Source organism: Allobranchiibius huperziae, from assembly GCF_013410455.1.
GTDB lineage: Bacteria > Actinomycetota > Actinomycetes > Actinomycetales > Dermatophilaceae > Allobranchiibius > Allobranchiibius huperziae.
Map to the genome: position 1 here is coordinate 3,565,322 of NZ_JACCFW010000001.1, position 24,066 is coordinate 3,589,387.

28 protein-coding genes are annotated in these 24,066 nt (G+C 71.5%); 13 read left to right on the top strand and 15 right to left on the bottom strand.

Features of this window, described 5'->3' with window-relative positions; translation table 11 throughout:
• Window positions 1-20: 20 nt before the first annotated feature.
• A complete protein-coding gene (locus HNR15_RS17030; RefSeq protein WP_179483482.1) occupies window positions 21-572 on the bottom strand; it encodes a Dps family protein in 552 nt (183 codons plus the stop codon).
• 144 nt (window positions 573-716) lie between these two features.
• A complete protein-coding gene (locus HNR15_RS17035; protein ID WP_179483483.1) occupies window positions 717-1,778 on the bottom strand; it encodes an NAD(P)H-binding protein in 1,062 nt (353 codons plus the stop codon).
• A gap of 95 nt (window positions 1,779-1,873) precedes the next feature.
• Between HNR15_RS17035 and HNR15_RS17040 the strand changes: the two genes are divergently transcribed.
• Entirely contained in the window at window positions 1,874-2,080 is a 207-nt protein-coding gene (locus HNR15_RS17040) for a hypothetical protein (protein WP_179483484.1), read from the top strand.
• Window positions 2,077-2,586, top strand: a complete 510-nt coding sequence (locus tag HNR15_RS17045; protein ID WP_179483485.1) for a pyridoxamine 5'-phosphate oxidase family protein — start codon at window positions 2,077-2,079, stop codon at window positions 2,584-2,586. Before HNR15_RS17040 ends, HNR15_RS17045 begins: the two co-directional genes overlap by 4 nt.
• Before the next feature lie 57 nt (window positions 2,587-2,643).
• On the opposite strand, the gene HNR15_RS17050 is transcribed toward HNR15_RS17045, so the two are convergent.
• Genes HNR15_RS17050 through HNR15_RS17070 form a run of 5 tightly spaced genes read right to left on the bottom strand, consistent with a single transcriptional unit; the run spans window position 2,644 to window position 7,227 of the window.
• Complete coding sequence (locus tag HNR15_RS17050; RefSeq protein ID WP_179483486.1) at window positions 2,644-3,132, bottom strand: 2'-5' RNA ligase family protein; 489 nt, start codon at window positions 3,130-3,132, stop codon at window positions 2,644-2,646.
• A 28-nt stretch (window positions 3,133-3,160) separates the two neighbouring features.
• Window positions 3,161-4,039 carry a glycosyltransferase family 2 protein gene (locus tag HNR15_RS17055; RefSeq protein ID WP_218883793.1) on the bottom strand — a complete coding sequence of 293 codons (879 nt, stop codon included), beginning with the start codon at window positions 4,037-4,039 and terminating at the stop codon, window positions 3,161-3,163.
• A complete protein-coding gene (locus HNR15_RS17060; protein ID WP_179483487.1) occupies window positions 4,036-5,034 on the bottom strand; it encodes a glycosyltransferase in 999 nt (332 codons plus the stop codon). The genes HNR15_RS17055 and HNR15_RS17060 overlap by 4 nt, the downstream gene beginning before the upstream one ends.
• Entirely contained in the window at window positions 5,031-6,065 is a 1,035-nt protein-coding gene (locus HNR15_RS17065; protein ID WP_179483488.1) for a glycosyltransferase, read from the bottom strand. Before HNR15_RS17065 ends, HNR15_RS17060 begins: the two co-directional genes overlap by 4 nt.
• Window positions 6,049-7,227 (bottom strand): glycosyltransferase family 4 protein, encoded by a 1,179-nt coding sequence (locus tag HNR15_RS17070; RefSeq protein ID WP_218883795.1) that lies wholly within the window; start codon window positions 7,225-7,227, stop codon window positions 6,049-6,051. Before HNR15_RS17070 ends, HNR15_RS17065 begins: the two co-directional genes overlap by 17 nt.
• Before the next feature lie 116 nt (window positions 7,228-7,343).
• Between HNR15_RS17070 and HNR15_RS17075 the strand changes: the two genes are divergently transcribed.
• The 6 genes from HNR15_RS17075 to HNR15_RS17100 all read left to right on the top strand — a co-directional run bounded on the left by HNR15_RS17075 (window position 7,344) and on the right by HNR15_RS17100 (window position 13,681).
• Entirely contained in the window at window positions 7,344-8,339 is a 996-nt protein-coding gene (locus HNR15_RS17075; protein ID WP_179483489.1) for a glycosyltransferase family protein, read from the top strand.
• The gene (locus tag HNR15_RS17080; protein WP_179483490.1) at window positions 8,336-9,553 is read left to right on the top strand and encodes a glycosyltransferase; all 1,218 of its coding nucleotides are present in this window, start codon (window positions 8,336-8,338) and stop codon (window positions 9,551-9,553) included. Before HNR15_RS17075 ends, HNR15_RS17080 begins: the two co-directional genes overlap by 4 nt.
• Window positions 9,550-10,521 (top strand): WcbI family polysaccharide biosynthesis putative acetyltransferase, encoded by a 972-nt coding sequence (locus tag HNR15_RS17085; protein WP_179483491.1) that lies wholly within the window; start codon window positions 9,550-9,552, stop codon window positions 10,519-10,521. Before HNR15_RS17080 ends, HNR15_RS17085 begins: the two co-directional genes overlap by 4 nt.
• Before the next feature lie 93 nt (window positions 10,522-10,614).
• Complete coding sequence (locus HNR15_RS17090) at window positions 10,615-11,661, top strand: acyl-CoA/acyl-ACP dehydrogenase (RefSeq protein ID WP_179483492.1); 1,047 nt, start codon at window positions 10,615-10,617, stop codon at window positions 11,659-11,661.
• Window positions 11,658-12,986 carry a bifunctional PIG-L family deacetylase/class I SAM-dependent methyltransferase gene (locus HNR15_RS17095; protein ID WP_179483493.1) on the top strand — a complete coding sequence of 443 codons (1,329 nt, stop codon included), beginning with the start codon at window positions 11,658-11,660 and terminating at the stop codon, window positions 12,984-12,986. Before HNR15_RS17090 ends, HNR15_RS17095 begins: the two co-directional genes overlap by 4 nt.
• On the top strand, window positions 12,977-13,681 hold the full coding sequence (locus tag HNR15_RS17100) for a glycosyltransferase family 2 protein (RefSeq protein ID WP_179483494.1): 705 nt from the start codon (window positions 12,977-12,979) through the stop codon (window positions 13,679-13,681). Before HNR15_RS17095 ends, HNR15_RS17100 begins: the two co-directional genes overlap by 10 nt.
• Before the next feature lie 34 nt (window positions 13,682-13,715).
• Here the strand turns inward: HNR15_RS17100 and HNR15_RS17105 are convergent, their stop codons facing one another.
• The gene (locus tag HNR15_RS17105; RefSeq protein ID WP_179483495.1) at window positions 13,716-14,891 is read right to left on the bottom strand and encodes an NAD(P)/FAD-dependent oxidoreductase; all 1,176 of its coding nucleotides are present in this window, start codon (window positions 14,889-14,891) and stop codon (window positions 13,716-13,718) included.
• A gap of 46 nt (window positions 14,892-14,937) precedes the next feature.
• Window positions 14,938-15,303 carry a hypothetical protein gene (locus HNR15_RS17110; protein WP_179483496.1) on the bottom strand — a complete coding sequence of 122 codons (366 nt, stop codon included), beginning with the start codon at window positions 15,301-15,303 and terminating at the stop codon, window positions 14,938-14,940.
• Window positions 15,304-15,659: 356 nt separating this feature from the next.
• Between HNR15_RS17110 and HNR15_RS18480 the strand changes: the two genes are divergently transcribed.
• The 3 genes from HNR15_RS18480 (at window position 15,660) to HNR15_RS17125 (ending at window position 18,683) form a co-directional block, all read left to right on the top strand.
• The gene (locus HNR15_RS18480) at window positions 15,660-15,869 is read left to right on the top strand and encodes a DUF3072 domain-containing protein (RefSeq protein ID WP_233767628.1); all 210 of its coding nucleotides are present in this window, start codon (window positions 15,660-15,662) and stop codon (window positions 15,867-15,869) included.
• A gap of 192 nt (window positions 15,870-16,061) precedes the next feature.
• On the top strand, window positions 16,062-17,429 hold the full coding sequence (locus HNR15_RS17120) for an NAD-dependent succinate-semialdehyde dehydrogenase (RefSeq protein ID WP_179483498.1): 1,368 nt from the start codon (window positions 16,062-16,064) through the stop codon (window positions 17,427-17,429).
• A gap of 159 nt (window positions 17,430-17,588) precedes the next feature.
• Window positions 17,589-18,683, top strand: a complete 1,095-nt coding sequence (locus tag HNR15_RS17125; protein ID WP_343048592.1) for an alkene reductase — start codon at window positions 17,589-17,591, stop codon at window positions 18,681-18,683.
• 49 nt (window positions 18,684-18,732) lie between these two features.
• Here HNR15_RS17125 and HNR15_RS17130 read toward each other — a convergent pair whose 3' ends face one another.
• Complete coding sequence (locus HNR15_RS17130; RefSeq protein WP_343048593.1) at window positions 18,733-19,356, bottom strand: VOC family protein; 624 nt, start codon at window positions 19,354-19,356, stop codon at window positions 18,733-18,735.
• Between HNR15_RS17130 and HNR15_RS17135 the strand changes: the two genes are divergently transcribed.
• Window positions 19,331-20,188, top strand: a complete 858-nt coding sequence (locus tag HNR15_RS17135) for a CoA transferase (protein ID WP_179483499.1) — start codon at window positions 19,331-19,333, stop codon at window positions 20,186-20,188. The genes HNR15_RS17130 and HNR15_RS17135 overlap by 26 nt on opposite strands.
• Window positions 20,189-20,260: 72 nt before the next feature.
• On the opposite strand, the gene HNR15_RS17140 is transcribed toward HNR15_RS17135, so the two are convergent.
• Both HNR15_RS17140 and HNR15_RS17145 read right to left on the bottom strand, forming a co-directional pair.
• Window positions 20,261-20,683 (bottom strand): DUF1810 domain-containing protein, encoded by a 423-nt coding sequence (locus HNR15_RS17140; RefSeq protein ID WP_179483500.1) that lies wholly within the window; start codon window positions 20,681-20,683, stop codon window positions 20,261-20,263.
• Window positions 20,684-20,815: 132 nt separating this feature from the next.
• Window positions 20,816-21,610: a class I SAM-dependent methyltransferase gene (locus HNR15_RS17145; RefSeq protein WP_179483501.1), complete on the bottom strand. Its 795-nt coding sequence runs from the start codon at window positions 21,608-21,610 to the stop codon at window positions 20,816-20,818.
• A 36-nt stretch (window positions 21,611-21,646) separates the two neighbouring features.
• Here HNR15_RS17145 and HNR15_RS18950 point away from each other — a divergent pair, with 36 nt between their 5' ends.
• Entirely contained in the window at window positions 21,647-22,219 is a 573-nt protein-coding gene (locus HNR15_RS18950) for a CGNR zinc finger domain-containing protein (protein ID WP_179483502.1), read from the top strand.
• A 31-nt stretch (window positions 22,220-22,250) separates the two neighbouring features.
• On the opposite strand, the gene HNR15_RS17155 is transcribed toward HNR15_RS18950, so the two are convergent.
• The 3 genes from HNR15_RS17155 to HNR15_RS17165 form a co-directional block, all read right to left on the bottom strand.
• Complete coding sequence (locus HNR15_RS17155) at window positions 22,251-22,976, bottom strand: LLM class flavin-dependent oxidoreductase (RefSeq protein WP_218883800.1); 726 nt, start codon at window positions 22,974-22,976, stop codon at window positions 22,251-22,253.
• Between the two features lie 46 nt (window positions 22,977-23,022).
• Entirely contained in the window at window positions 23,023-23,415 is a 393-nt protein-coding gene (locus HNR15_RS17160) for an MmcQ/YjbR family DNA-binding protein (RefSeq protein WP_179483503.1), read from the bottom strand.
• 40 nt (window positions 23,416-23,455) lie between these two features.
• Window positions 23,456-24,066 (bottom strand): DMT family transporter (locus tag HNR15_RS17165; RefSeq protein WP_179483504.1); only part of this gene is annotated, 611 nt, incomplete at its 5' end.

Below are 24,066 nucleotides of genomic sequence, written 5' to 3' on the forward strand. Positions count from 1 at the left end.
GACGGACGGTGTGGAACCGGTCAGGCGTCCGTGCGGGTCGCCTCGGCCGCGCCCTTCTCGGTGCTGGAGTCGGTGCTGGCCAGGTTGCCGCCCAGGTCCTCCAGGTGCGCGCGGACGAACCACTGGAACTTCTCCAGCTCCGCGGTCTGACCGATGAGCATGTCCTCGGTGATCGGGTCGATCTCGCCGGCTGCTGCGATCGCCTTGCGGTTGTCCTCGACGACGCCGTTGTAGACCAGGTCGAGCGCGCCGAGGTGTGCGAGGACGGTGTCCCGGCCGATCGAGTAGTCCTTCCAGGTGCGGTCCCGCTCGATCGCACCGGGCGTCCCGGAGGGCGAGCCGCCCATGGTGGCGATGCGCTCGGCCACGGCGTCGGCGTACCCACGCACCAGATCGACCTGCGGGTCGATCATCTCGTGCACCGCGATGAAGTACGGCCCGATGACGTTCCAGTGCACGTGCTTCAGCGTGAGGTGCAGGTCGTTGTAGGCGCTGAGCCGCTTCTGCAGGGTCTTGATGAGCTGCTCGGCGTCCTTGGTGGACACTCCGGGGACGGTGTAGCGCACGGCCATGGTGACTCCTCTGCCTGAGTCCGTCCGGATGTTGCGGCAGCTAGCGGCAAAGCACCGGATTGACTGAAATGGGACGTGGTTCGCGGATTGCCTTCGACGTTACACCGCAGGGGCCGCCACGTCGGCAGCTCGCCCGGCTGCCGGTCAGTCGGTGATGCGGTCGACGACCGAGCGCAGCAGGCCCTTCTTGTGCGTCGTCCCGTCGTCGTCCATCTCGACCCTGCCACCGGCCCAGTCCGGGTCGTTCGGCCACGGTCCGACGGGGTCCAGCTCGGCCGGGTCGGCGTCGTCCGCCGGGTCGGCAAGGGCCCGGTCGAAGGCTGCCTCGACCCCCACCAGTTCGTACCCCTCCGGCAGCAGATCGCGGCGGAAGTCGGTCTCGGAGCAGACCATGTCCTCGTGCAGGCTCTCCACCAGGGACTCCACCGTCGAACCGGGGACGTCCGCGAACTGACCGGCGAGCTTGCCGACCAGCGCGGTCGGCAGCAGCGGGATCTCGATCTGGGGGCGGGTGAGGCCGGCGACCTTGGTGAAGAGTGCGAGCAGGTCGGAGTAGGGCATCCGCTCGGAGCCACCGATGTCGTATGACCGCGATTGGCCGTCGTGGTCGACGCAGCCCGCCAGCGCCTTCACGGCGTCGACGATGGCGATCGGCTGCACCTGCGACTTCATCCAGGTGGGGACGGTGTGCACCGGGAGTCGCTCGGACAGTTGGCGCACGATCTCGAACGACGTGGAGCCGCTGCCCAGGAGGATCGCGGCACGCAACGCGTACGTCGGGATGCCGGAGCCGGTCAGGATGTCCTCGACCTCCAGGCGCGAGCTGATGTGGTCCGACAGTTCGTCGTGGTCCACGGGAGGGACGATGCCGGACAGGTAGACGATGCGACTGACGCCGGCGTCGCGCGCACCGTCGGCGAACGTCTGCGCGGCGTCGCGGTCCTTCTGCATGAAGTCGTCGCCGCCGAGACCGTGGATCAGGTAGTACGCCGTGTGCACCCCGGCGAGACCGGCGAGCACCTGCTCCTTGTCCGACACGTCGAGCTGCACTGCGTCGATCCGGTCCGACCACCAGAAACCGTCGGCCTTGTCGACGTCGTAGAAGCCGCCGGCCACGGAGTGTCCACGGCGCAGCAGCTCCGGGATGAGCCGTCCCCCCACGTATCCACTGGCACCGGTGACGAGGACACGCTGGGACTGGGTCATTCTTCGACAGTACGGCGTGCACGCGGGCCCGTCAGCAGCGCCGCCCACCCCCGGCGGGCGGGCGGCACCGGCGATGCGCGGCGCATACTGCACAGATGAGTGATGACGACGAGAAGCAGGTATCCGAGACCTCGATGATGACCCCGGGCGGCAGCGTGCAGGACTCGCCCGGCACCGACGACGGAGTGCCCCCGGCGGAGGACTCCCAGACCGAGGCCGACGGCGCTCCGCGCGACTATCGCGCCGACAAGACCGTCTCGGACGAGACCATCCCGCAGGCCGACCCGGAGGAGTTGGGATGACATCGCAAGCTGCCCACGGATCGCCCGTCACGCAGGACGACGAGGCGCGCGACACCGTCTGGAAGCTGCTGGACAAGGCACGCTTCTGCATGATGACCACGGTCGACGACAACGGGCGCCTGGTGTCCCGGCCTATGGGTGTCCAGCAGACCGACGATGATCTGCTGTGGTTCTTCGCAGCCGCCGATTCGCCGAAAGTGGCTGAGCTGCGGGCCGATCCGCGGATCAACCTGGCGTTCTCCGACTCGGACGACTTCATCTCGCTGAGCGGTACGGCGGAGGTCGTGCACGACCCGGCCAAGAACCGGGAGCTGTGGAACAAGTTCGCCGAGGCATGGCTGCAGGCCGAGCCGGAGGACGAGCGGGTGGTGCTCATCAAGGTCACCGCGGACACGGCGGAGTACTGGGACACCCCGGCCAAGCCGTCGCGTCTCGTCGGCATCGTGCGCACCCTCACGACGGGTGAGAAGCCGCCGGGCGGTGACAACAAGACGGTCGATCTCTGATCGACACCGGGGCGTGACCGGCGGCCGGGGCACGGGCGTCTGTCAGAACGCGTGGGCCTAGGTCAGCGGCGTGACGATGTGACGGATTGCATCCCAATGTCGCAGCTGCTGTGCTACGACCACGATGGGCCGAGCGCCCTCGGCGGCTCGTAGCGCGTCGGTCAGACGACCTGCGGGCACCTTGCGTGAGAGCGTCAGGTGCGGGATCCACAGGTCGCCCTCGTCGCCGCGCAGATCAGCGACTGCTGCGCGCAGCACCGGGTCCGGTACGACGAGGTGCGCGACGACGAAGGGCCCGCGGCCGAAGACGACGGTCGCGCGCGCGGTCAGGCGAGCCGGCAGGAGGGGCCGCAGATCGCGGGCCGCACGCTCCAGGATGTCGGGAGGCACCGTCGGCGCGGCCAGCAGCGTGAGGTGGGGACGGTGCGTCGGGCTGGTGCGGCGCCCCTCGGAGGGGATCTCCTGCTGCTCCAGTGCCTGCCACCCGGCCCGCACGGCTTCGTCGGACGCCGGGTCGAGGCTCAGATCGAGCGAGGAGAACGGCACGGTGGGACTCTCGCATGCCAGCGACTCGTCACAGCGTCGTGACGGCGCGGGTGTCCTGGCACACCGACCATTCGCCGGTGCGCTCGTCGTGCCGCACGAGGCCCTGCGATTCGAACTCGCGCAGCCAACCCAGCATCGGATAGTCCCCCCAGCGACGGTGGAAGACGTTGGCATTGCGCACGATCGGCGCGACGTGCTGGACCGGTGGCGTGCTCGTCGGATGGTGCTGGTGGTACGCGGTCGCTCCGCCCACCCAGGTCAGGCGGCCGCTCTCGCGGCCCAGGACGCGGGCGAGGTCGGTGTCCTCTGCGCCATATCCGACGTAGTCCTCGCAGAACCCGCCGAGCCGTTGCCAGGTCGCCGCGGTGAGCGCGAAGGACAGCGACCAGAACAGCTCCAGCCGCGGTTCGTCCAGCAGTCGGTCACCGTCGGGCACGGGGCGGGCGGGGTGTGGTCGGGAGAGCGCCAGGTCTGTGGCGCTGTACGACGCTTCGCCCCGCTCCAGCGCGGGCAGGTAGTGCACGGGGCCGCTCCAGATCACCGGTGTCAGACCGTCGGAGTCTGCTGCTGAAGAGGTGACCTGCGCGTACCGCTCGAGCAGACGGACACCGGGCAGGCAGTCGACGTCGAGGAACATCAGGGAGTCCGCGCCGCCGTCGAGAGCAGCGGTGGCACCGGCGTTCCGCGCGGCGGCCAGGGGGAGACGTGCGGGGTCGGCGTCGACCGAGAGCACGTCGGTGTCAGGCACCCCCGACAGCAGTGGCGCGATCTGTTCGTCCGCCATCGAGACGACGACGTGCCGATCGGGACGGCGGGTGCCGCGCGCCAGATGCTCGACCTGGGCGGCCAGGTGCGCATGGCGACCGTGCGCGATCGTCACCAGCGCCAGGCGCTCACCGGCGCTCACCGCGAACCCAGTCCGTCGAGGGCGTCGGCTGCGCGCCGGGCCCCCTGCAGATCGTTCCATCGCGACCATGACGTGCCGCCGGTTGCGACCGCGCGCGCCAGCAGGGCCGGCCAGTCGTTCGCGGCGGGCCAGCGCTCGCAGGTGACCGCGACGTCCCCGGCCGCGAGTGCGCGGACCGTCGCCAGCTGCTCGTCGTGCGGACGGGGCTGCGCCACGACCACGGCGGGACGGCGCAGCGCGGCAACCTCGGCCACGGCGTTCTGACCGGCGTGCGTGACGACCACCTGCGAGGCCGCCAGCACGTCACGCAGAGGGGTCGCGCTGGGCCCGAAGTCACCCCCGCAGAACGTCCAGCGCCAGTCGGGTGTCGCCGCCGCGACCGACGGGGCGAACCGCGCGGGCAGGTCCGCACCGCCGCCACCGAGCAGGCACGTCACGGAGCGCTGCGTCGCGGCGGCGGCCGGTGCAGGACCGACACGCGGCGCATCGAAACGCGAGAACGCCCCGGTGTGAACGGTCTTGGCAATCCACCGCTCCGGCCAGTGCGGCTCGGCGAACTCCGCGGGCCACGGGGCGAGCAGGGCCTGCGCCACGTCGTACGCGAGCTCGTGGGCCGGGTCGGCTCGCTCGCCGCGCATGGCGACCACCACGACGGGTACGCCGAGGGTGCGCGCGAGGAGGGTCACCTCGACCGACACGTCGACCACCATCAGGCGCGGCCGGTGGGTGGTGATCCACGCCGAGATCGTCGCCATCCGGGCGGTGTATCCGCCGTGCCGTAGTGGCGCCCAGTGCAGCCGGCCGTGCGCGTCGATGTCAGCGTCCGACCCGGGCGGTGGATCGTCGTCCCGGGCCAACGGGACCCATTCGCCACGCCAGTCCGACGGCGCGTCGAGCGAACTCAGTGCCGTGACAGGGGATCGCAGGTGTCGAGCGAGGTTGGTCAGCCGCGCCAGGTGGCCCGACCCCTGGTGGTGCACGTAGTACCCGATCAACCGAGCACCTGCCGATAGATCGCGGCGTGCCGGGCCGCGACCTCGGTCTGCTCCGCGCGTCGCTCCTGCACGGTCGCGCCCTCGGTGGGCCGCAACTCGCCGAGCACCTGCTGGACGACGTCCGGCCGGGCGTTGAGTGCCAGCGTCACCACAGGGTGCTGCTCGCCGTAGTACCCGATCGCGGGCGCGACGACGCTCGTGCCGACGTCCCAGCACGACTCGACCCATCCGGAGTGGGTGCCCCAGAGGTAGGGCAGGATCAGGGCGTCGATCCCGGACAGGAACTCCCACAGCTGGCGTTCGTCGGTGTAGCCAGGCACCGCGCTGACCTCCCAGCGCCCCTCGCGTGCTCCGTCGGCGATCACGTTGCCGACTTCATCGCCACCGGTGAGGATCGCGGTCGACACCCGGATCACGATGGATGTGTCGGCGGGTGCCTGCCGCAGCATCGACAGTGCGGCGAGGGCATCGACGTTGGGACGCTGCGAGCGCAGGTTGAGACCGATCCGGCCGCCTCGGCGGGCCCGCGCCCGCACTCGCCGGCCCACCAGTCCGAGGTCGAACTGATGAGGATGCGGTATGACGTGAGCTGTCACACCGTAACGACGCTTCAGCTCCTCCGCAGCGCCACGGGTGAGCGTGATCGTCCCTGCCGCCGACTTGGTGAGCACGCCCAACGAGGCGTGGTGACGCTCCTGGCCGGGCGTGTGCGGGTTGTCCAGGTCGTGCACGGTGAGGACGAACGGGATGTCCTCCGAGATCAGGGTCTCGGTCCAGGTGCGCAGCTGCTGCGGCGTGCGGTGTTCGTAGCCGAAGTGCAGGTGCATGAGGTCGACCTGGCCGGCGTACGCGCGCACCCAGGCCGGCTCGAGGGCCGGCGATGGGCGCCACGGGTCGTCGTACGACGTGCTGCCCGCGGGATCGGGCAGGTGCACGACGTCGGGCGCCCCGGCCAGGCAACGGTCGACGTAGGAGTGCCTGCCGGGGATGGTGCAGACGCGGATCGGACGGTGTTCAGGGCGCGAGGACATGGGGCGACGCGATCCGTGGCAGTGAACTGGCGATGACGGCGCGGTAGGCGTCGACGTACGAGCGGCTCATCTGGCGCAGCGAGAAGTGGCGCTCGGCGAAGCGTCGGACCTCGGCCCGGGAGATCTCGTCGACGCGCTGAACGGCCTGCGCCATGGCGGCGACGTCGTCCGCAGGCACGAGACGACCGATCCGGCTGCACGTGAGGATGTCGGGGATGCCGCCGCGGCCGAACGCGACGACGGGCGTGCCGCACGCGAGCGCCTCGATGACCACCAGCCCGAAGGGCTCGTCCCAGGTGGGAGTGACCAGGACCGCGCGGGCATGGCGTACGTGCTCGACCTGGGCGGCGCCGGACAGGTGCCCGAGGTAGCGGATGTCGGATCCGAGCCGATGCCGGATCTCGCGTTCGAAGTAGGCCTGGTCGCTGATCGGGCCGGCGAAGTCCAGCGGCAGGTGTGCCAGTCGTGCCGCCTCGATGGCCAGGTGGGGAGCCTTGTCGGGGGTGATCCGACCCGACCACCACAGCCGGTCACCGCCGGGTCCCGGGTGCCACCAGTCGAGGTCGACGCCGTTGTGGATCACCGCCGGCACCTCCGGGAGTCGGTCCCAGGAGCGCGCGGTGTAGTCGCTGACGGCTGTGAACCCACCGACCTTGCCCGTCGCCGAGGCGATGGCGGACTCCAGCCACGGCGTGGGCGGGGTGTGCAGGGTGGTGAGGATCGGCACCTCGCAGGTGTCGGCCATGGCGAGCGGGAGATAGTGCAGCGAGTGGTTGTGGATGACGTCGAACCGGAAGTGGCCCACCGCGGCCAGCCGACGCATGGCCGAGAGGTAGGTGTGATGCTCGGTCATGAACTCGGCTGCGGGCATCGAGTGGTCCTGGGTCGCGAGCTCGCTGGGCGCCCAGCGGCCGCCGTCGAGCGCCCACTGGTCCTCCACCTCGTCGGAACCCTCTCGGGCTATCAGGGTCACCTCGTGCCCGTCGGCGACCAGCTGGCTGCGCAGGTGCCACACCATCGATTCCAAGCCACCGGAGAACGGCGGAGCGATGTCGTTGCGGGCCGGTGCGAGCATCGCGACGCGCAGCCGGTCCGCGTCGCGCAGCGAGGGCGTGCGCCAGCTCATCGGGGCGTCACCGAGCGGGTGACGGCGATGCGGCATTGGAGCATGTCCACCTCGTTCGGCTCGGACGCGGGCGTCGCTGATGTGACCATAGACCCAGCTATCGAGGGCCTTGGGCTCTTTCCGCGCCAGGCAGCTCCGGGAGGACACGCACCATGAGTGACCTCACGTTCGTGCTCGCCGGACCGGTCCGGCACGGGGTGCGGCTGCATGCGCAGGCCCTAGGTCGGCGTACCCGGGGGGCCCCCCTGGTAAACATCGAGGACGGGGCCCTGCCCCCAGGGCCGGTCCACCTGCATTTCACCGACCGCATCTTCGGTCGCGACGCGCTGGACGCCGCCGAGCGCCTGGCCGCTCTCGTGGGGACCCGCCCCCTGTCGGTGACGCTGCACGACCTGCCCCAGCCCTCCGACGGTGCGTCGTTCGAACGGCGGCGCCAGGGGTACGCGCGGGTGGTCGCCGGCGCGCGCGGGGTGCAGGTGAGCAGTGAGCACGAGCGGGGTCTGCTGGAGCAGGTGTGGGGTGCGTGCGGGGACGGCGCGATGCCGCCGGTCGCGGTGGTGCCGCTGCCGGTGGACCGACCGACGCGGTGGGGGCCGCCCGCAGGTGCGCAGGGCAGCACCGACGGCGCCGTCGTCGTGCTGGGCTTCGTCTACCCCGGCAAGGGACACGCCGAGACGCTGGCGGCGATGGCCTCCCTGTCGACCGGCGTGCCGCTGGTCGCGGTCGGCGCTCCGTCCGACGGTCACGAGGATCTCCTGACCGAGCTGGAGGACGAGGCGGCAGCGCAGGGTCGCTCGTTCGTCTGCACGGGATACGTCACCGACGAGGACCTCGAGCGCTGGACTGCCCGGGCCGCGATTCCGGTCAGCGCGCACACCCACATCTCGGCGTCCGGCTCGATCAACCGGTGGATCAGCGCCGCCCGTCGCCCCATCGTGACGCCCGGCGCGTACGTCGGCGAGCTGCATCGCCGCGCGCCGTGGGCCGTCACCGTCGCGGCCGATCTCCCGGCAGCGATCGGTGCGGCGCTGCACGACCCGACGTCGACGTGGATCCGTGAAGCCGAGTGGGACGGCGCCGCGTTGCCGGACACCGGGACCGCCGCGGCGATGCAGCTCGCCGCGATCGAGGCGATCGGGCTCGCGTGAGCGCGACCATCGGGGTCGTCATTCCCCACTACAACGACGAGAAGCGGCTGCGGTGGGTGCTGAACGCCCTTGCGAGTCAGTCTTTTCCGGCCGATCGCATGCACGTGGTGGTGGCCGACGACGGATCGGCTCCGACGCCCGTGCTGCCCCGTCTGCCCTACCGATGCGACGTGGTCGGCCAAGAGGACCGGGGCTTCCGAGCCGCGGCCGCGCGCAACCTGGGCGCCGCGACGGTGGAGGGCGACGTGCTGGTCTTCCTCGACGGCGACACCGTGCCGGCACCCGGATATCTCGCGGCGCTCGCCCGCGTGCACGAGCAGGCGCCGACGTACCTGCTCGGGGTCGGGCGACGCGAGCACGCCGACTTCGCCGGATGCACCGACGAGCAGGTCGCGCAGTGGGTGCGGGACGGTCCACCGGCCGAGCGCCGGCTCCCCTCACCGAGATGGCTGCGCGACGGGTACGCGCGCACCCGCGACCTGCGCGACGCGGGTGAGGAGGACTTCCGACTGGTCATCTCGGCGGTGCTCGCGGTGGACCGTGCCCTCTTCGAACGGGCCGGCGGCTTCGACGCGACGATCACCGGGTACGGCGGCGAGGACTGGGATCTGGCGTGGCGATGTTGGCTGCTCGGTGCGCGGCTGCGGCACGTGCCGGACGCCGTCGCCTGGCACGACGGCCCGGACGCCGGTGCACGCGCAGGTGCCCGAAGTGCGGCCCGCGCGGCCAAGGACGCCGAGTCCCTCGTGCTCGCCGAACGCATCACGCTGCCCAGCGTGCGAGGGCGGGGACTGCTCTGGGCCCGGCCCGACATCGCCGTGCGGCTGCACGGCCGGCACGCCGAGGCCGAGCTCTTCCTCACGGCGTCGAGCCTGTTGCGCGACAGCGATGCGGGCATCTGGCTGGTTGACCACGCGGGCGTGCCGGAGGCACTGACCGCGGACCCGAGGGTGCACGCCGGACCGCTGCCGCCTGCCGTCGGCGACCGTGCCCGCGTTCTGGTCGATCTCTGGACACCACTGCTGCTGCAGGGCACGCTGACTGCAGCATGCGCGGCGGGCGAGGCGCACGTGCCAGGGGTGCTCCGGATCCGGAGCACCCGCGCGCTGGCACTCGGTGCACCCGACCCCGCGCCCGTGCCGCGTCCGTCGTGGGCCGGTGCGGTGCCCGACGACGGGCTGGAACAGGTACTGGGACGGATGGACCGACGATGAGCGACCAGACGCACGAGCGGGCCGTGAACGCCACGGACGAAACGGTGGCTGCGGGACAGTCGGAGGACCAGGGGCGCCGCGAGCACTACGGCGAGTTCTACGGGCTGCACTCACCGGAGGACCCCGACCTGCCGCTGCTCGTGGTCTACGGCAACTGCCAGGCCGAGGCGACCCGGGTGCTGCTCGACGGTGCCGCCGACGGTCGGTGGCGCACGCTGCGGATGCCGCCCGTGCACGAACTGGTGGCCGACGATCTCCCGCACCTGCGCAAGGTGCTGGCCGACACGTCCTACCTGGTCGCACAGCCGATCGTCGACGGATACCGCGACCTGCCGCTCGGCACGCAGGAGATCGCCCGCGAGCTCCCGGAGCGCGCGTCGATCGCGCGTTTCCCGTCGGTCTACTGGGCGGCGCTCTTCCCCACCCAGGTGATCGTCCGGGTGGAAGCGGGCGATCCGCCCGTCGTGCCCTACCACGACCTGCGGGTGCTGGTGGCGGCTGCGAACAGGGTGCCGGTGTCGTTCGAACCCGTCCACGCGGACGGCGTACGCGCGGTGCACGAGGACTCGCTCGCCCAGCTACGGCGACGCCAGGAGCACCACGGCACCATCGACGCCGCGACGATCCTCGAACACGCGGGTGCGGACACCACGTGGGTCGTCAACCACCCGCACAACCATGTGCTGCTGCACGAGTCGCAGGCGATCCTGGAACGGCTGGGCCTGACCGGCGAGGTGAGCGACCCGGGCCGGGTGCTCCTGGGTGAGCTGCGTACGCCGGTCTACGCCGAGACGCTGGACGCCCTCGGGATCGACGGCGAGGCCAGCACGAGCTGGCAGATCCGCGGCGACGAGGTCGCCGAGCAGGAGGTGGCCGACGAACAGCTGCGCTGGTACGCCGAGCACCCCGAGGCGATCGAGACCGGACTGAAGCAGCACGCCGAGCTGGTGCGCACGCTTGGAGTCTGAGCGCACGCTCCGAGGCGGTCGCGTGAGCGGCTTGTCATAGTGAGGGTGCGGCACCTCCGGCCGCCCGTCGGCTCGGGAAGGACGTTGAGCGTCATGTCGTGGACCGATGAGGTGTCCTCCGGGACGTTGTGCGCGCCGGATGCGCAGGTCGCGCTCGACCTGCCCGATGCCGTCCCGGCGCAACGGGTCCCGTTCGCGCTACACCTGGCCGGCGAGTTGGCGCACTCGCTTCCGACGCCCGGGGGCGGGTCGACGATGCAGCTGTGGGACGCGATGTCGCGCATCGCGGCGTACGACCTGACCATCGCCCGCGCGCTCGAGCCGCACATCGACGCTCTCTCGATCCTGCACCAGGCCGACCTGTCCCCGAGCGACGTCGGCGCGGACGAGCGCTCGACCTGGGGCGTCTTCGCGGCGGAGGGCCCCGACGGGCGTCTCGCAGCCCGGGAGACCTCGACCGGATGGGTCGTCGACGGGGTCAAACCGTGGTGCTCCCTCGCCGGCCAGCTGTCCCACGCCCTCGTGACCGCGTGGACCTCGGACACCGACCGGCGACTCTTCGCCGTCTCCCTCGGCCACGATGTGCGCCCCCGCACCGGGCAGTGGTCCAGCCGAGGCCTGGTCGACATCCCCTCTGCGCCGGCCGAATTCGCCGATGTCGCAGCGGTGCCGGTCGGCGAGCAGGGGTGGTACCTCCTACGACCGGGGTTCTGGTGGGGTGGGATCGGGGTCGCCGCGTGCTGGTACGGCGGTGCTGCGGGCGTGGCGCGCCGGCTCGCTCCGCGCCCCGCGGGCACGGGACGTGCACCCGACCAGATCGCGCAGCTGCATCTCGGGGAGGCGGACACCCTGCTCTTCGCGGCGCGGGCCGCTCTGGCGCATGCGGCCGCTCAAGTCGACGATCCCGCGGCACGGGCCGACGACGAAGTGCTCGCGCGGCGCGTGCGAGGTCTGGTCCGCTCGGTCGTCGACGACGTCCTCGGCGTCACCGCCCGGGCCACCGGACCCGCGCCCCTCACCTTCGACGAGGAGCACGCCCGCCGGGTCGCCGACCTGTCGGTCTACGTCCGTCAGGATCACGGCGAGCGCGACCTGGCCGCGCTGGGCGCGCGGCTCGCCATCGACCGGACCGAGGGATGACGCCGGCGTTCGACCATCTCGACAGCGGTCGCCCGGAGCAGGAGTGGCTCGCCGACGAGCGGTGGGGGAGTCTGCCGACGTTGACGATCCGGCCAGGCCGCGGCCTGCGGCGGCTCGTGGTGATCGCGGCCCATCCCGACGACGAGACGCTCGGCGCCGGCGGCCTGCTGCACCTGGTCGCGCAGGCCGGTGTGCCTGTCGACGTGATCGTCGCCTCGGACGGCGAGGGATCGCACCCGGACTCCCCGACGTACGACCGGGCGCAGCTGGCACTGGTACGACGGATCGAGGTGATGGACGCCGTCGCGATCCTGGCGCCCGACGCGCGCGTGCGGCACCTGGGCCTGCCCGACGGCGACCTCGCCGCGCACGCCGCGTCGGTGGCGGCAGCGCTGCGCGAATCGGTCGCCGACCTCGGGGTCGGGGCGGTGATCGCCGCGCCGTGGCGGCACGACGGGCACACCGATCACGACGCGCTCGGCGCGGTGGCCGCGCAAGTCGCCGAGCAGACCGGTGCCCTGCTGCTGGAGTACCCGATCTGGCTGTGGCACTGGGGCTCCGGCGACGACGTCCCGTGGGCGCGGCTGCGGGTGCTGCCATTGCAGGACGAGCAGCGCGCGGCCAAGCGGCGCGCGCTCGCGACCCATGTGTCCCAGATCGAGCCGCTGTCGGACGCGCTCGGCGACGAAGTGCTGCTCGGAGCGGGGATGCTGGCGCACTTCGATCGGCCCTTCGAGGCGTTCGTCGACTCCTCGGGGCTCGCCGAGGTGGAGCTCTTCGAACGACTGCACGCGACGCGCGGCGACCCGTGGCAGGTGCGCAGCAGCGACTACGAGAGCCGCAAACGCGATCTGACCGTCTCGATGCTCCCGGCGCGACGCTTCGCGCGCGCCTACGAACCGGGGTGCTCGGTCGGCGAGCTCAGCGCCGCCCTCGCTCCGCACTGCGACAGCCTGATCTGCCAGGACCTGAGCGCGACGGCGGTACAGGAGGCGACTGACCGGCTCGCGGCGTACCCGCAGGTGCAGGTGCGCCAGGGCAGCGTGCCGCACGACTGGCCCGAGGGCGATTTCGATCTGATCGTGTTGTCGGAAATCGGCTACTTCCTCAGCCCGGTGGACCTGGACGCCGTGTTGCGTCGGGCGCGCATGACGCTGCGCTCTGGTGGGTATGTCCTCCTGTGCCATTGGGCGCACCCGATCGAGGGCTGGGAGTTGGACGGCCGCGACGTACACGCTCGTGCCGGGCAACTGCTCGGCCTGCCGGTGCACGCCCGGCAGGTCGACGACGACGTACTGCTGGAGGTGTTCGGGCCGTGTCCGTGATCGAACGGGTCGGGGTGGTGGTGCCTGCACGCGACGAGGCGGCGTTGCTGCCCCGCTGCCTGGGCGCCCTGGACGCGGCGACGGAATGGCTGCGGGTGAAGCGCCCACACGTCCGAGTCAGCGTCATGGTCGTGCTCGACTCCTGCGTCGACGCCAGTGCCGTCGCGGTCGGCAGGCACCCGGATGTCCTGATCGCCCCCACGTCGGCCGGCAACGTCGGAGCGGCGCGTCAGACCGGAGTGCGCCGGCTCGTCGTCGCGGCGGCGCCCGACTGGTTCGCCACCACGGACGCGGACTCGGCGGTCCCGGTCGACTGGCTGGTGCACCAGGTCGACGCCGCGGCATCGGGCCTGCACCTGCTGCTCGGGACGGTCGTGCCCGACGACACGGAGATCACCGCGCCGCAGTTCGCGCGCTGGCAGGCGCGGCACAGCGACGGGGACGGACACGGCTACGTCTACGGCGCCAACCTCGGTTTCAGCCGGAGGGCACTGGATGCGACCGGCGGCTTCCGTCCGCTCCCGGCGCACGAGGACGTCGACTTCGCCGAACGGGTCAAGGCCGTCGGGTTGCGATGGGCAGCCTCCGCGGCGCTGCCGGTGCTGACCTCCGCACGCACGATCGGGCGTACGCCGGACGGTTTCGCCGGCTACCTGCGCGACGACCTCGACGGCCGCCCGGTGCGCGGCGCCTGATCCGCCCACGGCTCACGCCCGGTGGGCGCGCCGGTCACTGGTCGTCGCCGGACCCGGCGGAGGAGAACCGCGCCCGGCCCAGTTGATCCGCAGCGGCCTCGTAGTCGTCGTCGGCGCCGTAGGTGAGCACGCCGGCGAGCTGGCCGTCCCGGCCGTAGCGCATCGTGAATCCTCCCGTGCGCTCGGTGACCGACACGTCGTCCCAGCCGTCGCCCCAGGCCGAGTACTTCAACTGGTGCGCGCCGATCTCGCTCCAGAATCCGGGGGGATCGCTCCATTCGGCGTCGTGCCCGGCGGCGCCCCCGCCGGCGATCTCACCCATCGTCGACGCATCGCCCCAGTGCTCCACCGACAGCGTCCGTCCGGCACGGGCATGGTGGGCGTGCACCGCATCGCCCGCGGCCCAGACGTCGCGCATGGTGGTTCGCAGCCGCTCGTCCACGACAATGCGCCCGTCGTACATCGCGAACCCGCTGTCCTGCAGGAAATCGGTGCTGGGCGTGACGCCGATCGCGGCCAGCACGAGGTCTGCCGCGTGGGTGCGGCCGTCGTCGGTGTGCACGGTGCGCGGTGCGTGCACGCCGGTGACGGTCGCATCGGTCACCAGTCGCACGCCGAGCTCGGTCAGCCACCCAGTGATCACCTCGGACGCGTGCGCGCCGAGTCGGGCGGCCTGTGGGCCGTGCTCCGATGTGACCAGCGTGGTCTCGATGCCCCGCATCGCGAGAGACGCCGCGGCTTCGCAGCCGATGAAGCCCGAACCGATCACCACGGCCGTCCGGGCGTGCGCGGCGGCCGTGCTGAGGGCCCGGGCATCACGCAGGCTCCGCAGATAGAGCACCTGCGCGTCGTCGTCGGCTACGGGCAGTGGTGTCGGATGCGCACCGGGAGCCAGGACCAGCCGGTCGTAGGTGTGCTCGTCGTCGCCCACCGTCACCGTGTGGTGCAGCGGGTCCACGTGCGCGACGGGCCGGCCGAGGAGCACGTCCACGCCGCTCAGCCCCTGCTCGTCGTCCAGGATCGGCACGACATGGGGAGCGCTCGTCGTGTCGCGCAGCATCTCCTTGGACAGCGGGGGCCGCTGGTACGGCAGGTCGACATCGGCGGTGAAGAGGGTGGCCGGGCCATCGCCGCCGGCATCCAGATAGGCCCGGGCCGCGGCGATACCGGCCGGCCCGCTGCCGACGACCACGAGCGGATGGTGTGCCATCTCGGCGCGGTTCCCTTCCTCGAGCGGATCGGTGGGGTCGGCTGGTTCAGGAGTAGAAGGGCCGGTCGTCGGACTCGGTCTCCTCGTGCGCGGAGCCCGTCGGGCGCGGCATGGCACCGGCGACGGGGCGGCCACGGTCGTCCACGAACGCCAGAGCCCCGCCCGGGTGGTCCGCGATCATCTCGCCGAACCGCTCCATCTCCACCGGATGGCCGGCCAGTCCTTCGGCGCCGAGGCGTTGCCCCAGCAGGACACCGATCTCGGCGGCGGTGAGACCGCGCGACTCGTCGGCCACCTCCTGGACCAGGCGGGCCCAGAGCTGCACGCTGTCGGGTCCGACGCGTTCGGCGAAGGCGGTGCTGATGGTGATCTGCGCGGGGGAGATGTCGGGATTCTGGGGTAGGGAGGTCATCGGCTTCTCCGATCGTCGTGGCGAGGGTCACGCCTGCAGCGACGCCACCCGTCGTCCGGGCGATCACCGCTAGCACTCTTACTCTGCACCCTGGCCTCTGCGCAGCGGTGGGCAGGCGGCTCCCACCCGGCGCGGCGTCGTACGCCCTCACGACGCGACGCCTCCACGAGAGGCGCGCCTGCGGGGCTGTCGGTGGTCGTGGTTACGGTCGGGGTATGACTGATCAGCCGGGCGTTACGCCCGAAGAGACCCCCGTCCCCGCCGGCTCCGAGACCATTCCCGACCAGGCTGCCGACGGCCGGCCCGCCGACACCTCCCAGGCCGGTCCGACCGACGCGGCCGCGGGCGGCGAGACGATCGGCGCCAGCACGCCGCAGCATCAGGAGGGTCTGGAGAAGGACCCCAGCGACTGGGTGACCGGCGACGAGCCGATGACCGCGGCGCAGCGCAGCTACCTCGACACCCTGGCCAAGGAGTCGGGTGAGCAGTTGCCGGCCGACCTGACCAAGGCGCAGGCCTCCGAACACATCGACCGGTTGCAGGGCAAGAGCCCGCGCGTCGACTGAGTTCCCGCACCCGCCACGTGGCGCAGCCCGCTCGCGGCGGCGCCACGTGGTCGCGTTCGCCTACCCGTCCATCACTCGTCGCGGTCCGACGCGACGCGAGGTCGCGGCGTCATGCGGAGTACAAAGGAGCAAGAGGCCACGATCTGGCCAGCCCACGGCAACGACGCCGTCGGTGACGAAAGGTGATCACGCATGACGAGCGAATACCGCACGGAGAACCCCGCGACCGGTGAGGTGCTGAAGACCTTCCCCGAGCTCGACGAGCAGGGCGTGAAGACCGCGCTGGACGCTGCCGAGACCGGCTACACCCACTGGCGCGACACCGACGCGAAGGAGCGCGCGGCTGCCCTCGGCCGGACCGCCGACCTCTATGAGCAGCGGTCGGACGAGCTGGCCCAGACGATCGCCCGCGAGATGGGCAAGCCGCTCAAGCAGGCCGCCGGCGAAGTGGCCCTGGCCGCCGCGATCTACCGCTACTACGCCGAGCAGGGTCCCAAGGGTCTCGTCGAGGACACCCTCGACGAGCGTTCGGTGGTGCGCAAGGAGCCGGTCGGCGTCCTGCTGGGGATCATGCCGTGGAACTTCCCCTACTACCAGGTTGCCCGCTTCGTCGCCCCGAACCTGTTGCTGGGCAACGCCGTCCTGCTCAAGCACGCCCCGATCTGCGCGGCCTCCGCGCTGCTCATGGAGGAGATCCTGCACGAGGCGGGGGTCGACAAGGGTGCCTACCAGAACATCTTCGCGAGCAACGACCAGGTCGCCGACATGCTGGCCGACCCGCGGGTGCAGGGAGTCTCGCTCACCGGGAGCGAGCGCGCCGGTGCGGCGGTCGCCGAGGCGGCGGGCCGCAACCTGAAGAAGGCCGTCCTCGAGCTGGGCGGATCCGACCCGATGATCGTGCTCGACTCCGCCGACGTGGCGAAGACGTCGAAGATCGCGGCCCGCGCGCGACTGTCCAACTGCGGGCAGGCCTGCAACTCCCCGAAGCGGATGTACGTGATGGCCGACCTGTACGACGACTTCGTCGACGGCCTGACCGCCCAGTTCGAGGGGTCGAAGGTCGGGGACCCGTTCGAGGACGACACCCAGGTCGGTCCGATGTCCTCCGCCTCCGCTCTGGACCTGCTCGAGGAGCAGGTCCAGGACGCGATCGACAAGGGCGCGACGGTCCGCACGGGTGGCAAGCGCCTCGACCGCGACGGGTCGTTCATGGCACCCACCGTGCTGACCGACGTCACCAAGGACATGCGCGCCTACACCGAGGAGCTCTTCGGTCCGGTCGCCGTCGTCTACAAGGTGGCGTCCGCCGACGAGGCCGTCGAGGCGGCCAACGCATCGGAGTTCGGGCTGAGCGGATCGGTGTGGACCACTGACGCGGACAAGGGACGCGCGGTCGCCGAGCGGCTCGACGTCGGCATGGCGTTCGTCAACGAGCACGGCACCACCGCGCCGGACCTGCCCTTCGGCGGCGTCAAGCGGTCCGGTTACGGCCGGGAGCTGGCGGCGTACGGCATGGACGAGTTCGTGAACAAGAAGCTGGTGCGCGGCTCCGCCAAATAACTGCGTTTTTCGCGCCGAACGCCGGTGTCCGACCATTCGGGAGTGCGGGCGCCGGCGTTCGGCGTGACGGGTGTCTCCTCGACCCGTGGAATGGCTCCAGCGTCCGGCTGGTTGGACCGAAGTAGAAAGTTCAACCGTCTCTCTGCTGGAGGAATTGCTGTGCCCACTGCTTTCGACCCGATCCGCATCGGCCGCTGGGATCTGCCGCAGCGCTTCGTGATGGCCCCGCTGACCCGCAACCGCGCGAGCGAGGGCGAGGCCCCCGCCCAGCTGAACGCCGAGTACTACGCCCAGCGTGCGACCGCCGGTCTGATCATCACCGAGGGCACCCAGCCCAGCGCCGTCGGCCAGGGCTACATGGCCACGCCGGGCATGCACAGCGACGCCCAGGTCGAGGGGTGGCGCCAGGTCGCCGACGCCGTGCACGCACGTGGCGGCAAGATCGTCGTCCAGCTCATGCACGCGGGCCGGATCGCGCACCCGGACAACAAGAACGGCATCGAGACCATCGCGCCCAGTGCCATTGCGGCCCCGGGCAAGATCGTGACGCCGACCGGTCAGCAGAGTTACCCCACGCCGCGCGCGCTGGAGACCTCTGAGATCCCCGCGCTCATCGAGGACTTTGTCTCGGCCTCCCGCAACGCCATCCGCGCCGGCCTCGACGGGGTCGAGATCCACGCCGCGAACGGCTACATCCTGCACCAGTTCCTCGCACCGTCGAGCAACCAGCGCAGCGACGCGTACGGCGGCTCCCCGACGGCGCGGGCCCGCCTCGTCGTCGAGGTCGCCCAGGCCGTCAGCGAGGCCATCGGCGCCGACCGCGTCGGCATCCGGATCTCGCCCGCGCACAACATTCAGGGCGTCCTGGAAGAGGACGAGGTGCAGACCCGTGCGACCTACGAGTCGCTGGTCGACGGCATCGCGCCGCTCGGGATGGCCTACCTGAGCATCCTCGCCGACCCCGCGTCGACGCTGGTGTCCGATCTGCGCACCCGCTTCGGCGGACCGGTCATCGTCAACTCCGGCTTCTCCAGCGTCACCACCCTGGACGACGTCAACGAGGTGCTGGAGAAGGGGCACGCCGACGCGGTCGCCGTGGGCCGTGAGTTCCTGGCGAACCCCGACCTCGCCGAGCGCTGGCGCGCCGGTGCCGAGCTGAACGAGCCGAATTCGGACACGTTCTACGGCGGCGGCGCCGAGGGGTACACCGACTACCCGACGCTGCAGGAGTCGGCCGAGCGTCGCTCCGCCTGACGCCGAGCTGACTGAGCCGGGCGGGTCCTCGTGGACCCGCCCGGCTTCGTCATGTGTGCTCGCTCGCGCCGGATTTCGAGGCGTGCCAACGGCGTACGGCGTGCAGCAGGTCCTCTGCGAGGGGCTGCGGATTGTGCGCGACCTCCCACCGGAAACCGTCCGGATCGGCGAAATAGCCGGAGTAGCCGCCCCAGTCGCGGTGCTCGCCCGGCGACGCATCGCCGCCTGCCGCCCGCGCGACCTGCAGGACGGAGTCGACCTCGGCCGGGGACCCCACGTTGTGCGAGAGCGTCACCGGTGCCAGTCCGCTCATCGGCTCGCCGACCTCCGCGACGAAGCCCTCGCGCGACCAGAGCGACAACATCACCGTCGGCCCGACGGGTATGAAGATCACCTCGCCGGGGGCCTCGAACGCCGGCTGCCATCCCAGTCCGTCGACGTAGAACCGGCGCGAGGCGGCCGTGCTGGCGACGGCCAGGGTGATGAACGACAGATGCTGTTCCATGATCCGGAAGCTACTCGCGCCCAGCGACACCCCGGGGTCCGGCAGCATCAGCACCGGCAGGGTCGACATGATGGTCGTGTCGTCGGCGGGGTACGCCGGACGACCGCTCGCCCACGCGCCACGCAAGCCGAGGAGTTGCCGGATGCCGCAGACCAGTGGCGACGTCACGGACCTGCCCCTCGACGGGGTGCGTGTCGTCACGCTCGCGGTCAACCTGCCCGGCCCGGTCGCGGCCGCACGCTTGCACGCACTGGGTGCGCGGGTCGCCAAGGTCGAACCGCCGACCGGCGATCCGCTGGCCGCGGCGTGCCGCTCCTACTACGACGAGCTGGTGGCCGGCCAGGAGCTCGTGCAGCTCGATCTCAAGAGCGAGGCCGGACGGGCGTCGCTGTGGCAGTTGCTCGACGACGCCGATCTCCTGCTCACCTCCTCTCGTCCTCGGGCCCTCGAGCGGCTCGGCCTCGACCGGCAGTCGGTGCGGTCGCGCAAGCCCCGGCTGTCGTACGTCGCGATCGTCGGTGACCCTGGCGCCTCCGGTGACCTTCCCGGTCACGACCTCACCTACCAGGCGAGCGCGGGCACGCTGCGTCCCCCGCAGATGCCGACGGTCCTCGTGGCCGACCTGGCCGGTGCCGAACGCGCGACGGCCGAGTCCTGTGCGGTGCTGCTGCACGCGGCGCGCACGGGGGAGGGTGGCTACCGCGAAGTGGTGCTGAGCGAGGTCGCCTACGACATGGCGCAGGCGACCCACCACGGCCTCACCGCACCGGGCGGACCTCTGACCGGTGGGCTCCCGGGATACGGCATCTACGAGGCATCCACCGGTTTCGTGGCCGTCGCGGCGCTGGAGCCGCACTTCTGGCAGGAGCTGGTGCGAGGACTCGGTGTCGAGGGCAGCCGGCGTGATCTCGAGGCGACCTTCCGCACCCGACCCGCGGACGCGTGGGAGGTCTGGGCGCAGGAGCGAGGGCTGCCCGTCGTGGCGGTGCGGGCACCGTGAGACTCCTAGCGGTCGCCGACGTTTCGACCATGCACGCCGGGGCAGATCTGCCCCGGTGTGCATGTCCGAAACTCAGCCCGCGAGCAACTCGTCCGTTCGCGGGTCGGGGGAGCCGTCGTAGTAGCGATCCAGCACCTGGGTGAAGAGCCGTTCAGCGGGATCGGCCCGCAGGAAGAGCGTCATCGACGACCGCAGCTTGACCCCGTCGATGCCGCCCAGGATCTGCACGGCGGAGCGGCCCCGCACACCGAGCAGCGCTTCGCAGCACTCCCGCAACCGCGGGCCGAGCACCGGGTGCTGCAGGTACGCGCGAGCCTCGGGCAGGCCCGATACGGCGTACCGCTGCGCCGTCGGGCTCATGCCCAGGCCGGCGATCTGGGGGAAGACGAACCACATCCAGTGGCTGCGCTTGTCGCCCGCGCGCAACTCGCGCAGGGCGGTGTCGTACGTGCCACCGTCCTGAGCCGTCACGAAGCGCTCCAGTTCGAAGCTCATGCCCGACGTCCCGACAGCACGGACCGCCGTGAACCGAGCCGGTCCGAGCGCAGACCGCCGGCCCGTTTCGCCTCGCTCACCCGGCGAGGCTATCGACGGGCGAGGAGCCCGACAAGCAGTTCGACGTGCGACTCAACGGACTCCCACGAGCACGCGGTCGTCGCCGTGCTGCCAGACCGTTCCGACCTCGGTGAAGCCGGCGTCGCGCAGGTAGCGGACGTGGTCGTCGAGGGACGGCAGGTCGGGCACGTCGTGCTCGATGGGACGCGCTCCTCGGGCGCCGACGAGATCGGCGAGCTCGGGTGCGCGACCGACCGCATCCCACCAGGCGGCCCAGTCCTCGTTCTCGCCGGTGCCGACCCGACTGACCCGTGCGTCACGTACGACGCGGGTGAGGTGCTGCAGCTGCGCGCGGCCGTCCGTCTCGAGGAGATGGTCGCCGTCCACCAGGACACCACCGGGCCGCAACAACCTGCCGGCGGTCGCGTAGACGGCAGCGAGCTGCGGGCCGGTGAGCCAGTGCAGAGCGGTGGTGCTCACGATCGCGTCGACACTGCCGTCCCGCAGATGCGCGGCTGCAGCCCACCCCTCGTCGCGCAGATCATGCTCGACCACGTGCAGACCCGCACGGTCGCCGTAGGCGCTCCGCGCCAGCCCGAGCAGGAGGGGGTCGGCGTCGACGGCGACCAGCCGGGCCTGCGGGATGCGGTCGAGCAGCCGCACCGACAGCGATCCGGGGCCCGCGCCGAGATCGACGACGACCGGCGAGGGAGCGTCGGCGACGACGGCTGCGACGACGTCGCCGATCACCGCGAAGCGCTCGTCGCGGTCCGGGACGTAACGCTCCTGTTGCGCATCCCACCGCCGCAGCCATTCACGCGCACGTTCCGGGGTCGGTCCGATCTGGTTACTGGTAAAGTCGTTCATGTCAGTCACGCTAGAGAGAAGGATGTGACTAGTCAAGTGACTTTCGGCAGTCATGTCGACGGTGTCGTGGCGGTGGGGCGCGAACTCGTCAACGTCGCGACCCCCGGTGAACGGCAGGGCCGGTCGTACGACGTGCCCGGTCCTGCGCAGTTGCTGTCCGGGCTCGCCGACGCGGTCCGGCTCAGCGGGCGCGACGCGCGCGTGCCTGATGCCGGCGCGGTGGAGGCGTTCCTCGACCTCGCGCGGCGGGTGCGCCCGGTCTACGAGTTCGTCGAGGCCCGAGAGATGGATCAGGCCGCCGAGGTGACGAACGCGCTGCTCGATCGCTATGCGGCGCGTCCACGGCTCGAGTCGCACGGTGGCCAGCCGTGGCATCTGCACTTCCACGGGGATCGCAGGGCGGACGCTTCCGGCTGGGGTGCGGCGGTGGCGATGGGGCTCGCGACCGTCCTCGGCAGCGAGTACGCAGACCGGCTGGGCGTCTGCGCCGCACCCGCCTGCGACCGGGTGTTCGTCGACGTCTCACGCAACGGGTTGCGCCGCTTCTGCTCCGAGGCGTGTCAGAGCCGCGTCAAGGCCGCCGCCCACCGCGCGAGGCAGCGCGCCTGACCCCGGCCCGACCGGCCGCCGCGACGTCGGTTCAGCCGAGGGCGGGAGCCAGGTCGGCGAGGCGGCGCGCCGCCGCTTCGAAGTCGGCGTCGTACGGCGTCCCGACCACGACGTGGTCGGCACCCATGGCGCGGTGCTGTGAGATCACGTCGTTCAGCTCGCCCGGACCGGACTCGCCGACGGGCACGTACACGACCAGCAGGCGGTCGGCGCCGATCTGCTCGCGCGCCTGCGCCGTGAACTGCGGCGACTGGCCGGCGGGTAGGGCGCCGTCTGCCAGTTCGGCGGCCACTGCGGTCATCCGAGGGCCGTTAGCAGCCAGCAACATCGGGTAGTCGCGGTCGGTGAGCTGGTCCAGGTAGTGCCGCGCGGTCTGCAGCGGACTGCCGTACTCACGCCCGACGCTCGCGGCCTGCTGAGGCCATCCGACGCCCACTCCGAGCACGAACCGACCCGGAAACGCCTGGGCGAGCTGGGTGGCGGCAGCATGAGCGGTCGGGGCGGGCCGCACCCAGGCGTTGGCGATGCAGGTGCCGACGACGGCGTCCGCGGTGGCGGCCAACCACAGCGCCGACCGCACCAGCGCGTCAGCGCCGACGATCTCGTTCGTCCAGATCGCGCGGTACCCGGATGCTTCGAGCCGCCGCACGCCGGCGACCTGCTCGGCGATCGCGGGCGCCGACGCGCTCACCCCGATGCATGCGCCGACCGGGCCGAGCCTGGCACGCAGATCCCTGATGTCATCCGCTGTCGTCACGTGCCCCACCGTAATCCGGACGTCGCGACGGCGCCGGTCCGCACGATCACGCGTCCAGGCGGGCGACCAGGGTGCGCGGCGCGGTCCGTCGGTACGACGCGTCGAGCAGCTCGCGCACCTCGTCCCAGTCCGGCTCCGCGCCGGCGAGGTCGAGGGCCAACCAACCGGACGGGCCGAGGTAGGCGGGCACGTGCACGCGGTCGTCGTCCAGCAGCGCGGCCCGTTCGTCCGCGTCCGGCAGGAAGAGGAGCGCGTGGGCGAGCAGGGGCGACCCGTGGTCGCCCTTCACTGACCCGCCGTAGTAGGCGAAGACCTTGTTCGTGAAGAACGTCGGGCGGCCGTGCGCCACCTTCTCCTGCGCCTCCGGGAACGCCAGTGCCAGGCCGCGCAACCGCCGCAGCAGGGGATCGTCGTCGTCGAACCTGATCGGGTGCGCCATCGCGCCACGGTACGGCGCAGCACGACTGCGGACGAGCGTTTCAGTCGTGCCCGAGAGCGCCCGGTGTGGTGTCGGGCGCGGGCTCCACGGCCGCCAGGCGGGCGATGGCCACCGACATGAGCGCCAGCAGGATCACCAGCGCCGGGAACACCCAGTACCCGGGACGCAAGGCCTCCTTGTAGACGACGACCCCGATGACGACGCTCGCCAGGGGGTCGACCACGGCGATCGTGGGCTGGCTGGCGACCAGCGGACCCGCCTGATAGGCGAGCTGGCACAGCAGGATCCCCGAGACGCCGACGACGACGACGGCGTACGGCGTCCAGCTGGTGAGCAGCGTCGGGATGCCGTGTTCGAACTTCTGCGTGCAGGTCTTCAGCAGAGCGGCGTTGATCGCGTAGAGGATCCCGACCGCGATGCCGAGCGAAGTGGTGCGCCATTGCATGGTGTGGGCTCGCCGCGCGATCACGACGCAGCTGGCGATGATCACGATCCCGATGGCCGCGGCGATCGACGCCGGGATCTGATCGACCGTCTCGAACTTGGCGTTGACCGAGCTGATGCCGGAGACGAAGAGGAAGCCGATCAGCGTGGCGATGAGCAGCACCGCCCAGCGGATCTCCGCGCCGGGGATGGTGCGGGCCTCGACGT